11 protein-coding genes are annotated in these 11,943 nt (G+C 70.8%); 4 read left to right on the top strand and 7 right to left on the bottom strand.

Annotated elements, in window-relative coordinates; translation table 11 throughout:
- The first annotated feature begins 167 nt into the window (after positions 1-167).
- Positions 168-983 (top strand): HAD family hydrolase, encoded by an 816-nt coding sequence (locus tag CHB84_RS01435; protein ID WP_089299610.1) that lies wholly within the window; start codon positions 168-170, stop codon positions 981-983.
- Positions 984-991: 8 nt separating this feature from the next.
- Here the strand turns inward: CHB84_RS01435 and CHB84_RS01430 are convergent, their stop codons facing one another.
- Positions 992-1,696: a lysophospholipid acyltransferase family protein gene (locus CHB84_RS01430; protein ID WP_089299609.1), complete on the bottom strand. Its 705-nt coding sequence runs from the start codon at positions 1,694-1,696 to the stop codon at positions 992-994.
- Positions 1,697-1,953: 257 nt separating this feature from the next.
- Between CHB84_RS01430 and CHB84_RS01425 the strand changes: the two genes are divergently transcribed.
- A complete protein-coding gene (locus CHB84_RS01425) occupies positions 1,954-4,086 on the top strand; it encodes a DUF6541 family protein (RefSeq protein WP_176439734.1) in 2,133 nt (710 codons plus the stop codon).
- On the opposite strand, the gene CHB84_RS01420 is transcribed toward CHB84_RS01425, so the two are convergent.
- On the bottom strand, positions 4,028-5,005 hold the full coding sequence (locus CHB84_RS01420; protein WP_245818481.1) for a lysylphosphatidylglycerol synthase domain-containing protein: 978 nt from the start codon (positions 5,003-5,005) through the stop codon (positions 4,028-4,030). The genes CHB84_RS01425 and CHB84_RS01420 overlap by 59 nt on opposite strands.
- 8 nt (positions 5,006-5,013) lie before the next feature.
- Complete coding sequence (locus CHB84_RS01415) at positions 5,014-5,736, bottom strand: acyl-ACP--UDP-N-acetylglucosamine O-acyltransferase family protein (protein WP_089299607.1); 723 nt, start codon at positions 5,734-5,736, stop codon at positions 5,014-5,016.
- A gap of 243 nt (positions 5,737-5,979) precedes the next feature.
- Here CHB84_RS01415 and CHB84_RS01410 point away from each other — a divergent pair, with 243 nt between their 5' ends.
- Together CHB84_RS01410 and CHB84_RS01405 are read left to right on the top strand one after the other, a co-directional pair.
- Positions 5,980-7,086: a DegT/DnrJ/EryC1/StrS family aminotransferase gene (locus CHB84_RS01410; protein ID WP_089299606.1), complete on the top strand. Its 1,107-nt coding sequence runs from the start codon at positions 5,980-5,982 to the stop codon at positions 7,084-7,086.
- A complete protein-coding gene (locus CHB84_RS01405; protein ID WP_089299605.1) occupies positions 7,083-8,039 on the top strand; it encodes a Gfo/Idh/MocA family protein in 957 nt (318 codons plus the stop codon). Before CHB84_RS01410 ends, CHB84_RS01405 begins: the two co-directional genes overlap by 4 nt.
- 4 nt (positions 8,040-8,043) lie before the next feature.
- Here CHB84_RS01405 and CHB84_RS01400 read toward each other — a convergent pair whose 3' ends face one another.
- Genes CHB84_RS01400 through CHB84_RS01385 form a run of 4 tightly spaced genes read right to left on the bottom strand, consistent with a single transcriptional unit; the run spans position 8,044 to position 11,878 of the window.
- Complete coding sequence (locus CHB84_RS01400; RefSeq protein ID WP_089299604.1) at positions 8,044-9,222, bottom strand: glycosyltransferase family 4 protein; 1,179 nt, start codon at positions 9,220-9,222, stop codon at positions 8,044-8,046.
- Positions 9,223-9,227: 5 nt separating this feature from the next.
- Entirely contained in the window at positions 9,228-9,743 is a 516-nt protein-coding gene (locus CHB84_RS01395) for an acyltransferase (protein WP_217898436.1), read from the bottom strand.
- Positions 9,736-10,692, bottom strand: a complete 957-nt coding sequence (locus CHB84_RS01390) for an NAD-dependent epimerase/dehydratase family protein (RefSeq protein WP_089299602.1) — start codon at positions 10,690-10,692, stop codon at positions 9,736-9,738. Before CHB84_RS01390 ends, CHB84_RS01395 begins: the two co-directional genes overlap by 8 nt.
- Before the next feature lie 28 nt (positions 10,693-10,720).
- Entirely contained in the window at positions 10,721-11,878 is a 1,158-nt protein-coding gene (locus tag CHB84_RS01385; RefSeq protein WP_089299601.1) for a DegT/DnrJ/EryC1/StrS family aminotransferase, read from the bottom strand.
- Between the last annotated feature and the right edge of the window lie 65 nt (positions 11,879-11,943).

The following is an 11,943-nucleotide window of genomic DNA, read 5'->3' as shown; positions in this document are numbered from 1 at the left end:
GCTGGCACAGTATCGTCTCTGCCTCATCAGGGTGACCCCCGCCTCGCCGTTACCCGAGGTCGACGCTCTGAGCTGCGATGTTCGCCACAGCACCCGATGCGGCCCCGAACCGACGGTACCGTGAACGTCCGGAGAGTCCCACGAGTCACCCGCGAGGGCCACATACTGTGCACCGACCCCAGCTGATCGCCTCCGACGTGGACGGCACCCTGATCACGCCACTGCAGACGTTCACGCCCCGCACGAAGGCCGCGCTGCGCAACGTCCACCAGGAGGGCGTCCCGTTCGTTCTGGTCAGCGGGCGCCCTCCGCGGTGGATCCCCGCGATCGCCGGGCCGGGCGGGGTAACCGGCTACGCCGTCTGCGCCAACGGCGCCGTGCTCTACGACATCGGCGCCGACCGGGTTCTCAGCACGCGCGGACTCGATCCCGTGCTGCTCCACGATGTCGCCGACGCCCTCGCACAGATCCTGCCCCGCGCCCGCTTCGGAGCGGAGCGAGCGGGCTCCTGCGCCTACGACACCAGCGTGGCCCAGGTGGTCATCGAGAGCGAGTTCCACAACCCCTGGGGCGACGACACCGGCGGAACGTTCGTGACACGGGGCGAGGTGCTCGGTCACCCGGCGATCAAGCTTCTCGCCAGCGATGAGCGGATGACCTCGGACGAGATGGCCGAGGCCGCGCGAGCGGTGCTCGACGACGCCGTCGCGGTCACCTACTCGAGCAACGCCGGGCTCATCGAGATATCCGCCGTCGCGGTCACCAAGGCGACCGGCCTGGCCGAGGTCGCGAGCTGGTACGACATCGATCCCACCGGCGTGCTCGCGTTCGGCGACATGCCCAACGACATCGCGATGCTGGAGTGGGCCGGGCACGGCGTGGCCGTGGCGAACGCCCACCCGCACGTGCATGCCGTCGCCGACGAGATCACCGCGCCGAACACCGAGGACGGTGTCGCCCAGGTACTCGAGCGCTGGTTCTGACGCGGGGATCACTCCGGCAGCGGGGCGGCACCACCGAGATGCGCGGGAAGCCACCACGGTTGCTCCCCTTCGCCGGGCGCGTCCGGGTAGGCGCGCTGCGCCTCGTCCAGCAGTGTTTGCATACGAGCCCGCAGGTCATCCGTGGCCCCGGCCACGTCGTCGCCCGGGTCCGGGTAACTCGCCGCCCCGACATGGATCTCCACCGGCACGTGCCGCTGGGCCAGCTTGCGTGGCCTGCCCTTCGTCCACAGCCGCTGCGTGCCCCACAGGGCTATCGGCACCAGCGGCACTCCGGCGTCGGCTGCCATCCGCACGGCCCCGGTCTTGAGGCCCTTGACGGTGAATGAGCGGCTGATCGTCGCCTCCGGGAAGACCCCGACCACCTGACCGGCACGCAGCCGGTCCACGGCCTCGTCGTACGAGGCCTGGCCGGCCTCCCGGTCCACGGGGATGTGGTGCATGCCGCGCATCAGCGGACCGGCGATGCGGTGCTCGAAGATCTGCTGCTTGGCCATGAACCGGACGTACCGGTCGGCGGGTAGCGCACCCAGCCCGCAGAAGATGAAGTCCAGGTAGCTCACGTGATTGCACGCGATGACCGCGCCCCCGGTACGCGGGATGTGCTCGGTGTCCACCAGGCGTATCCGCAGGTCGAGCACCCGGAACATCGTCTTGCACGCCGCCACGACCGGTGGGTACACGAGTTCTGCCATGTCACCAGGTTACGCGACCGTAGGTTTGTGAGGTTACGGGACCGTAGGTAAGCGGTGGACCGCGTGCGCGCCGCCGGGTGCCGCACTCCACCGGACGCGCGCGGCATCCCGTTCCGGCCACCACGCGCATGCGCGAGTCAGGTCATCGCCCACTGATCGATATGGAGTAGTATCGCTGCGTCCACCGGAGCAGCCCTACTCCGTCCGGCTCATCCGGCAGGCGCCCTCAACCAGCGCGTAGCCGAGGAAGCAACTCCGTGCCGCTCACCATGACCGCGACCGCCACGGCAGGCACGATCGCGATCTACCTGGTGCTGATGATCGCGCCCGGGCTGGCCACCGGGTGGGCCGCCGGGCTACGCGGGTGGGTCCTCGCCGGGACGGCACCGCTGCTGACCTTCGCGGTGGCGGGGCTCGCCGGACCGTGGCTGGCTGTGGCCGGTCTGCCGTTCACCACGCCGAGTCTCCTCGGGGCGACCGCGGTGGCCGTCGCGCTCGCGGTGCTGGCCCGGCGGCTGAACGACCGGCTCGCTGCCCGGCGAGAGAGCCGGGGTGCGCGCACCGGAACGCGCACCCCGGGACCGGCTTGGAGCCGTACCGCCCACCTCGCCGTCCTGGCGTGTGTCGTCGCGGCAGCGGTGGTCGGGCTCTACACCGTGCTGCACGGGCTCGGCTCGCTTGCCGCGGTCTCGCAGGGCTACGACGCGGCCTTCCACGCCAACGGGATCCGCTACATCCACGAGACCCACGACGGCAGCGCGACCGGCATGACCACGGTCAACCGGTTCGGCGACGCGAACGAGCTGTTCTACCCGCACGCCTATCACCTGATCGGCGCGCTGGCATACACGCTCGCCCATCCGATCACCGGCGTGGCGGTACCGGGGGTACTCAACGCCAACACGGTCCTGCTGCCCGCCCTGCTCGCGCTGTCCCTGGCGACCCTGGTGCGGTCCTTCCACGGTCGCGCGACGCTGGCCGGGATGGTCGCGGTGGTCTCGGTCGCCCCGGCGACGCTGCTGTACGTGTCCATGGCTCGTGGCCCGCTGCTCCCGTTCCTGCTCGGCCTGGCGCTGACCCCCGCCGCGGTGGTCGCGCTCCACCGGTTCGTCGAACGCGTGCGCTGGGACACCGGGCTGGTCACCGCGCTGGTCGCCTGCGGGCTACTCGTGATCCACCCGGGGACGCTGCTCGCCGCGATGCTGCTCGCGATCCCGATGCTGGCGCAGCGCTGGCTCCGCATCGCGCGGGGAGGCGAGACCGACCTGCCGGGAGGAGCACTCCCCGCCGGGGCGCGCGTCCGATCGGTCGGCACGGAGTGCGCGGCGATCCTCGCTGCCGCCCTCGCAGGTGGCCTGCTGACCGCGCCGCACCTGGCGGCCGCCGTCCTGCGCACCGATAGCGGCTTCCCCTACGAGGGGTGGCCCGCCCCCTTCGACTTCAGCGGCGCGGTCGGTGCACTGCTGACGTTCCAGCTGATCCCGTCCCCGCACTCCGACGGCACCGCCCAGGTGTGGCTGTCCGCGGCACTGCTCGCAGGCCTGGTGTTCCTCCTCCGGCTGCACAACCTGCGATGGATCGGCGGCGCCGCCCTGCTGACCGGGCTCGCCTGGCTCGTGGTGGCCATCTCGGACCATCCGCTGGTTCTCGAGCTGACCCGGCCGTGGTGGAACGACCCCTTCCGGTTCATGGCCATCGCGGCGATACCGATGACGGTGCTCGCCGCGCACGGCCTCGCCGAGCTGCAAGCCGTGCTGCGGGACGCGAGCACCCGCGCGTTCGCCGGGCACCACACGTCCCGCTCCGGCACGATCGGCGCCGCACTGCTGTGCGGGTTCGCCGTGCTCACCCACGGCCTGTACGCGCACTCCAACGCCGCGCTGATCGGGCCGCGGTACGGCAACCCGCCGCCGGAGAACCCGGTGAACATGACGGTCAGCGCCGCCGAGATCGAGGCCATGCGCAAGCTCGGTGAGCTCGCGCAGCCCGGTGAGTGGGCCCTGAACAACCGGCACGACGGTACCGTGTGGACCTACGCCTTCACCGGGGTGCGCACGGTCGCCGGGCACTTCGATGACTCCCTGCAGCCACCGAGGGCGCGGCTGCTCGCCGAGCGCTTCCGCGACTACGAGACCGAACCGCGCGTGCGCCGGGCCGTACGCGAGCTCGGTGTCCGGTGGGTCATCGTCGGCACCCACGGGCACCTCGCGCTGCCACCGGGAGACCACCGCCAACCCGGCCTCACCGAGCTGGACACGCTGGCGTTCCTCGAGCCGAGGTTCCGCAACGAGGCTGCCGCGATCTACGAGATCACGACCACGGCCGAGCGGCCTACTCCCGTCCCGACCGGTACGCGGTCCGAGCGAGTGCGACCGAGCCCGCCGCGGTGATCAGATCGGCGAGGATGAACATCACCCTCGACGCCGCCGCGAACGCCGCGGCCTGCGCCGCGCCGATACCACTGACCACGAGGACCGCCACGATGACGCCCTCCCGCGCGCCCACCCCCGCCGGGAAGACCGGCGCGGCCGTGCCCGCCGCCATACCGAGCGACATGGCGCCTGCGCACAGCAGCAACCCCAGCAAGCCGGGCGTGCCGACCGAGTTCGCAAGCAGCCACAGGTGCAGTCCCTGCAGGAACTTGGCCGCGCCCGAGGCACCGATGATCCTGCCGATGGTCGGCATCCGCAGCCGGTGATCCAGCCCGCGCTTGCGCAGTACCCGCAACACCAGCGAGGTCATCCGGGTCAGGATCCCGGGGTGCATCGCGACCAGGCCTACGGGCAGCAGCACCAGCACCCACCGGGCGGCGGGGCTGGTGTCGAGGATGACCGGCAGCGCGACCACCCCGACCAGCATCCCGATCACGAGGCCGATACCCGTGTGCACCAGCGCGGCGGTGAAGACCCGTGCGCGGGACAGGCCTGCCTTCTTGCCCAGCTCCATCTGCAGCAGGTACAGCCATACCGAACCCGGCGCGTACTTGCCGAGCTGGCCGACCAGGAAGACCTGCGCGGCCTTCCGGTAACCGACCGGCGGGCCGATGTCGTCGACCATGACCCGCCAGCCGTAGGTGGTGACCGCGATGGCCAGGCACAGCACAAGCAGCGACAGCGTGGCGGACTGCCACGCGATTCCGGAGATCGTCGCCCGGAACTCGCCCCAGTTACGGGCCAGGTAGTAGCAGGCGAAGGCGACGACCACGACCACCGCGAGCGAGCGCAGCGCGTTGACGACGCGCGCCCCGCGCGTGCCGCCCCGCGGGGGCCGCTCGGCCTCCACCTCCGCGAGGGAACTTGCGCGCGGCACGGCCGAGTTCATCGCCGCCCCCGCTCCGGGCGGGAGTCCCACGCGGCCAGCCGCGCAGCCACCCAGGCGGGCACGCCCCCGTCCGGTAGCGCGCACTGGCCGAGCAGGTACGGCCGCAGCATGGCGATCCCCTGCTCGTCGAGCCCGGCCCGCGTCAGCCCGACGGTATTGATTCCGGTGATGCGGGCGGGAACACCCGCGCTCACCGCGAACGGCCCGACCTCGCTCAACACGACCGCGCCCATACCCACCATCGCACCCGGTCCGACACGGGCGCGCTGGTGCGCCAGCACTCCCAGCCCCAGGTTGGCCTCCGACCACACCTCGCAGTGGCCACCCAGCACAGTGTTCGACCCCAGCACCACACCGTCCTCGACCACGCAGTCGTGCGCGATGTGTACCCCACGCAGGTGATAGCCGTCGCTGCCCAGCCGGGTCGTGCGCCAGGTGCCCTGGTGCACGCTGGCGTACTCCCGGATCCGGTTGCCGTCGCCGATGGCGACGCCGTACCCGTCGAGCGCCGGATCTCCCGCCGGGCCGTGTTCCCAGACACGGGGGTGTGGCGCCGCCGTGTCCGAGGCAGGGGCACCGATCGTCACGTGCGGACCGATCCAGTTGCGGTCGCCGATCACCGCGGGCCCCAGGAGGACGGCGTAGGGGCCGACGACGTTGCCGTCACCGAGCTCCACGCCATCGGCGATCACGGCGGTGTCATGGATGTGATTGGACACGGCGGTCGGATCCGTCTCTCCACAAGGGGTCTCGTTCCTCGGTCGGGGCATTCACCTCGGGCAGGGGAAGCATCACCCGGCGCGCACCACCCGCGACGGACGTGCCTCGCGACGCGGGTTCCCGGCGCGCGCGTACCGGCACGGTACCGTGACGCACGTCCGTGTCATCGGCTGCCATCGCGAACCGGACCGCACCCGGCCTCTCCGCACGACCTCACGCCCAGCTTGAGAGAGCGAGAACGGATGATCCCGATAACCGCCGTGGACGTCAGTGACGCGGAGCCGCTGGTCACCGAAGTCATCCGATCCGGAGCCCTGGTGCAGGGGCCGATGGTACGGCGCCTCGAGCAGGGTTTCGCGGAGATCGCGGGAACCAGGCACGCCATTGCCGTCAACAGCGGGACGACCGCGCTGGCCGCCTCGCTGCAGGCACTCGGCCTGCGCCCCGGAGACGAGGTCGTGACGTCCCCGTTCACCTTCGTCGCCACGCTCAACGCGGCGATCCAGGCCGGGGCGACCGTACGGTTCGCCGACGTCGACGCCGAGGACCTCACCCTCGACCCGGAACGCGTCGCCGCGGCCGTCACCGGCCGTACCCGCGCGCTGCTGCCGGTGCACCTGTACGGGCAGACCGCGCGCATGGACGAGCTGGCAGCGATCGCAGCCGAGCACGACCTGCACATCGTCGAGGACGCGGCCCAGGCGGTCGGGGCGGCGTTCGCAGGCAGGCCGGCCGGCTCGTACGGGCTCGGCTGTTTCTCCCTGTACGCCACCAAGAACCTCACCACAGCCGAAGGTGGGATGATCACGACCGACGCGGACGCGCTGGCCGACCGGTTGCGGATGCTACGCAACCACGGCATGCGTGCCCGGTACTCCTACGAGATCCCGGGGAACAACTACCGGATGACCGACCTGCATGCCGCGCTCGGCATTCCGCAGCTCGCACGGCTGCCCGAGATGACCGAGACCCGGCGGCGCAACGCGGCGCGGCTGTCCGAGGGGTTGGCAGGCATACCGGGTGTGTCGGTACCGGAGGAGCTGCCCGGACGTACGCACGTCTGGCACCAGTACACCGTGCGGATCGGACCCGAGGCGCACCTCTCCAGGGACGAGCTGGCGTCCGCCCTGGCGGCGCGCGGCGTCGGCACCGGCGTGTACTACCCGCGCGTGGTCTTCGACTACGACTGCTACACCGGTCACCCGCTCGTCGCACCCACCTCGCCCGGGGACGTGCCCGTCGCTGCCACCGCCGCGCGGGAGGTGCTCTCCCTGCCCGTGCATGCCGCCCTCACCGACGAGCAGCTGGATACGATCGTCGCCGTGGTACGAGAGGCCCTTCACGCATGACGCACAGGCTGGCGCTCGTCGGCACCGGCTCCATGGGTGCGTTGCACGCCCGCGTCATCTCCGAGAGCGATCGTGCCGAGCTCGTACGGGTGATCGACCCGCGTGCCGAAGCGGGGCGGGATGTCGCGAGACGGTTCTCTGTGGACTGGACGCCCGAGATCGACTCGCTGTCCGATGTGGATGCCGTTGTGCTGTCGGCGCCGACGGAGATGCACCACGAGCTGGCAATGGATGTGCTGCACGAGGGCAGGCCGCTGCTCATCGAGAAGCCCGTGGCGAACGACATCGCGGAGGTCAGGAACATCCTCGACGTATCAGCCGCACGGGGAATACCGCTGATGTGCGGGCTGCTCGAACGGTTCAACCCGGCGGTGCTGACCGCTCGCGCGCTGCTCGGCGAGCCCGTTCATGTTCGCAGCGCGCGGCACGGACCGTACGCCGCGCGGATAAGGACCGGGGTCGCCTGGGACCTGCTGGTACATGATGTGGATCTGGCCATCCAGCTGTTCGGCGGGGCGGCACCGCGGGACACGACCGCCGCGGCAGGCCACTTCCACCCGCAGTCCCTGGCAGGCGCCGAGGACACGCTCGAGGCCCTGCTGTCGTTCGACAGGGGCCTCGCGTCGGTGTCCGCATCCCGGATCGGGCAGCGCAAGATCCGTACCCTGACGGTCTCGGAGCTGGACCGCTTGATCGAGATCGACCTGCTGCGCAGGGACGTCACCATCTACCGGCACGTCTCCCACGAGGGAGTGTCGGACGGCGGCCGCGGCTACCGGCAGCAAACCGTGATCGAGATTCCCGAGCTGCTGACCGTCCGCGAGCCGCTGGCATCCCAGCTCGACCGCTTCCTGGACCTCGTCGAGGGCACCGTCGATGCCGCGACCGAGCGCGATTCGATCCTGCCGCCCCATGTAGTGGTGTCGGATGTGCGCGCGCAGGCGATTCGGTAGGCGCTCACCGCACCAGGTTCTGCAGCGCATCGAGGTGCTTGTCGAGTACCGCCTCCATGGAGAAGTTCTCGTCGACCAGCTCGGCACCGGCCCTGGCGATGGCCCGCGCCTCCTCCGGGTCGCGCAGGGCATCCACCAGCCTGCGTGCCAGCGCGGCCGGGTCCTCCTTCGGCACCAGGTGCACGTTGCCCCTGTCGATCAGCTTGATGTCGCCGAAGTTGTCCTCCCGCACGGCGGAGACCACGGGCACCCCGGCGGCCATGCACTCCAGGCTGGCCGTGCCGAACCCGTAGCCACGCAGGTCGTGGCACTCGATGTCGGCGGCGGCCAGGTAGTGCGGGATGTCCGTTCTCGGTACCGGCCCCGTCGCGAGTATCGCGTGCTCGACCCCGAGCTCGCGTGCCCGCCGCAGGAACGCGTCGTAGTAGATGCCACCCACCACCACCAGCCGCGCGTCCGGCAGCGCCGCCAGCACGGCAGGCATCGCCTCCACAAGGGTCAACCGGTCGCGCAGCGAGATCACATGTCCGGTCGACAGGATCATCGGTGCGTCCCCGATCCCGTGCCTGTCCCGCACCAGGCGGCCGTCCCCGCCCCGGACGCGTGCTGGTTCGATACCGACCGGGGTGTGCACCGTCCCCGATATCCCACCCCGGTACTTCTCGGCGATGTAGTCGTGCATCTGCACGTCCATCACCACGAAGGTCGGCTTGTACCGGCGCATGAACGGCGCGACCACGAACCTGTCCAGCACTGCGAACGCCGCCCCGTAGACCCTGCTCGGGCTCTCCAACCTGGTGTGCACGCTGAGCATGGCCGGCACCCCGTTCCTCCGCGCCCACAGCCCGGTGGCCCAGGTCAGGTCGAAGAACTGGCCGTGCTGGTGCAGGACGTCCGGGCGGAACGCGTCCAGGAGCTCGCCGACCCTGCGAGGCAGCGACGGTCGCGCGCAGAAGGCGATGTCGAAGTTCACCGCGAGCCTGGTCCGGGGAAGGTTCACCGCAGGCAGCCGCACCACCCGGATACCGTCGACGTCCTCCAGCGCGGGCGCCCCGGCGTGCTCCGCCGTGATCACCAGTACCTCGTGCCCACGGGCGGCATATCCCTTGGCCAGCGACTCGGAGAGGTGCGCGCTGCCGCCCACGCGCGGTGGGTAGAAGTTGTTGACGACCGCGATCCGCATCCCCGTCACACCGCCCTGCCCGGGTCCTGCCCTGCCCGGTCATAGACCACCCGCACCTCGGGGCCGTCGATATCCAGGTGCCCGATCGGCCTGGCAGGAACACCCGCGACCAGTGACCTCGCGGCCACGTCCCCTGTGACCACCGAGCCGGCGAGGACCGCGGCCGAGTCCCCCACCGATACCCCGGGCATGACCGTGACGTGCGGCCCGATGAAGACATGGTTGCCGATACTGACCGCCTCCCTGTCCACCGCGTCGTAGGCCCGGCCGGACACGCACCTCCTCATCGAGCTGTGCGTGTAGATCTGCGCGCCTGCCGCGATGTCGCAGCCGTCCCCGATGCGCAGCAACCCACCGCCACCGTCGAGGACCGTGAACGCCCCGATCCAGGTGCCCTCGCCGATCACCGGTTCACCGGTGATCCGCGCGTGCGCGTTGTACGGATTCGGCGGGATGTCGTGCTCGGCGTGGAACGCCGCGGAGAACCCGCCACGCACGGCAGGCCGGCACGCCTCACACACTGCCCACCGCCACGGGCTCGGTAGCGGCCACCAGATCGGCCATGCCCTGCTCGACCGTGATCGTCGGCTCCCAGCCGAGCATCTCCCGCGCCCGACCGATGTCCGCGGCTCGACGTGCGACCAGCACGTCACGCGGGTTGAACCGCGGCTCGACATCGACACCGACCGCGTCGATCAGCAACGTGGCAAGGGTCGCGACGGACGTGTCGACTCCGGTGCCGATGTTGATCGGCGAGCAGCCCCGCTCGCTCTCCAACGCGGCGACAACGGCCCGCGCGATGTCGTGCACGTGGACGAAGTCCATCGACTGCTCACCCTTGCCGTCGATGACCGGAGGTTCGCCCGCGCGCAGGCGTTGCAGGAAGTGGTTGATCACCGAGGTGTAGTACGCCTCGACCCGCTGCCCCGGCCCGTAGACGTTGAAGAACCGCAACGCGTTCCAGGACAGGCCCCGCTCCCGCTGGTAGAACCCGAGCAGGTCCTCGCAGGCCCGCTTGCTGATGCAGTAGGGCGTCAGCGGGGCGAGCTCGTCGTCCTCGTGCATCGGCAGTTTCGCCGGGTTGCCGTACACCGAGGCCGTCGAGGCGAACACCAGCCGCCGCACCCCCTCGTCGGCAGCGGCGGCGAAGACGTTGTTGCTTCCGATCATGTTGAGGTACACGGACTCGTGCGGGTCGGCGACCGACTTGTTGATCGACATCGTCGGGAAATGGATCACGTGAGTGCATCCGGCCATGTGCTCCCGCACCGGTCCACCGTTGGTCACGTCCTTCTCCACCAGCTCGACCCGGCCACCGGACTCGGCGATGAACCGCTCGGTCCGGGCGCGGTCACCGCGCCGCATGTTGTCGAAGATCCGGATCGAGTACCCGCGCTCGAGCAGGATCGGGATCGTGTGCGAGGCGATGAACCCCGCACCACCTGCGAAGAAGACCCTCTTCTCGGACATGTTCTCGGTCAATCTCCTTCCATGCCGATCAGGCGCTCGCACGCACGGCATCGCGCGCGGCGTCGATCACGCGATCCACCTCTCGGTCGGTCAGGTTGGCGTGCATGGGCAGCGACAGCCGGGTGGCGAACTGCTCGGCCGATACCGGCAGGTGCGGTTGCCGGCCGTAGGCCGGTTGCAGGTGGGACGCGTACGTGCCGAACCCGCAGCCGATCCCGCGCTCCCGCAACCGGGTTGCGACGCGGTCGCGTCCGAGGCCACCGGTAACGGTGAGGTGGTAGGCCTGCCACGCGTGCGTACGGTCCGGTAGCTCCACAGCGGGAGTGACACCGTCCAGCCCGTCGAACGCCGCGCGGTAACGTTCCGCCACCCGCCTGCGCGCCGCCAGCAGGTCCGGCAGCCTGTCCAGCTGCGCGAGCATGATCGCCGCCTGCACGTCGGACAACCGGTAGTTGTCGCCGACCTCGTCGAAGCAGGGCACCGGGAGCTCGGCCGAGCCCTCGCTGGCAGCCGCCTGGCTGATGCCGTAGGTGTGCAGCTTGCGCGCGCGCTCGACCAGCTCGGACCGGTCGGACACCAGAGCCCCGCCCTCCCCCGCGGTGATGCCCTTGCGCCCGTGGAAGGAGAACGCCGCTAGATCGGCGAGGCTGCCAGCGGGGCGCGAGCGGTACGTCGCTCCCGCAGCGCACGCTGCGTCCTCGAACAGCCACAGTCCATGCCGCCGGGCGATCGCCGCGAGATCGTCGTAGTCAGCGGGCTGGCCTGCCACGTCCACCGCGAGGATGCCCACGGTGCGCCGGGTCAGCGCCGCGGCCACCGCGGCGGGGTCGACGGTGGCGGTGTCCGCGCGTACGTCGGCGAACACCGGGGTCGCGCCCGCCCGCACGACCGCGTGGCCCGTTGCCGGGAACGTGTAGTCGGCGACGACGACCTCGTCTCCGGGTTCGACGCCGAGCGCCCGCAGGCCGAGCTGCAGCGCCGCCCCGCAACTGCTCGTGGCCAGCGCGTGCCGCACACCGGTGACGCGCGCGAACCGCTCCTCGAACCGCTCGCAGGTCGGTCCGGCCCCTGCGAGCCATCCGGAGCGAAACACGTCGGCGACCGCTGCCAGCTCGGCGTCCCCGACCGTGGGCCTGCCGAGTGCGATCGGCGTCTCGCCGCCGACGTGCGGAGCAGGATCCGACATGGCCCTCCTGTCGCGTCGGCCCACCGCGGGTGGATCGGTCACAGCGTATTCGGCCATCCGGAGTA

It is taken from the genome of Haloechinothrix alba (genome assembly GCF_900188115.1).
Classification (GTDB): domain Bacteria; phylum Actinomycetota; class Actinomycetes; order Mycobacteriales; family Pseudonocardiaceae; genus Haloechinothrix; species Haloechinothrix alba.
Note: the sequence above shows the minus strand (reverse complement) of the source record. Positions and strands in the feature narration are given on the sequence as shown.

Excerpts from the sequence above, each read along its gene's own strand:
- CHB84_RS01400 (WP_089299604.1), bottom strand. The coding sequence starts at position 9,222 with ATGCGGATCGCGGTCGTCAACAACTTCTACCCACCGCGCGTGGGCGGC.
- CHB84_RS01385 (WP_089299601.1), bottom strand. The coding sequence starts at position 11,878 with ATGTCGGATCCTGCTCCGCACGTCGGCGGCGAGACGCCGATCGCACTC.
- CHB84_RS01405 (WP_089299605.1), top strand. The coding sequence starts at position 7,083 with ATGACGCACAGGCTGGCGCTCGTCGGCACCGGCTCCATGGGTGCGTTG.
- CHB84_RS01430 (WP_089299609.1), bottom strand. The coding sequence starts at position 1,696 with ATGGCAGAACTCGTGTACCCACCGGTCGTGGCGGCGTGCAAGACGATG.
- CHB84_RS01410 (WP_089299606.1), top strand. The coding sequence starts at position 5,980 with ATGATCCCGATAACCGCCGTGGACGTCAGTGACGCGGAGCCGCTGGTC.
- CHB84_RS01390 (WP_089299602.1), bottom strand. The coding sequence starts at position 10,692 with ATGTCCGAGAAGAGGGTCTTCTTCGCAGGTGGTGCGGGGTTCATCGCC.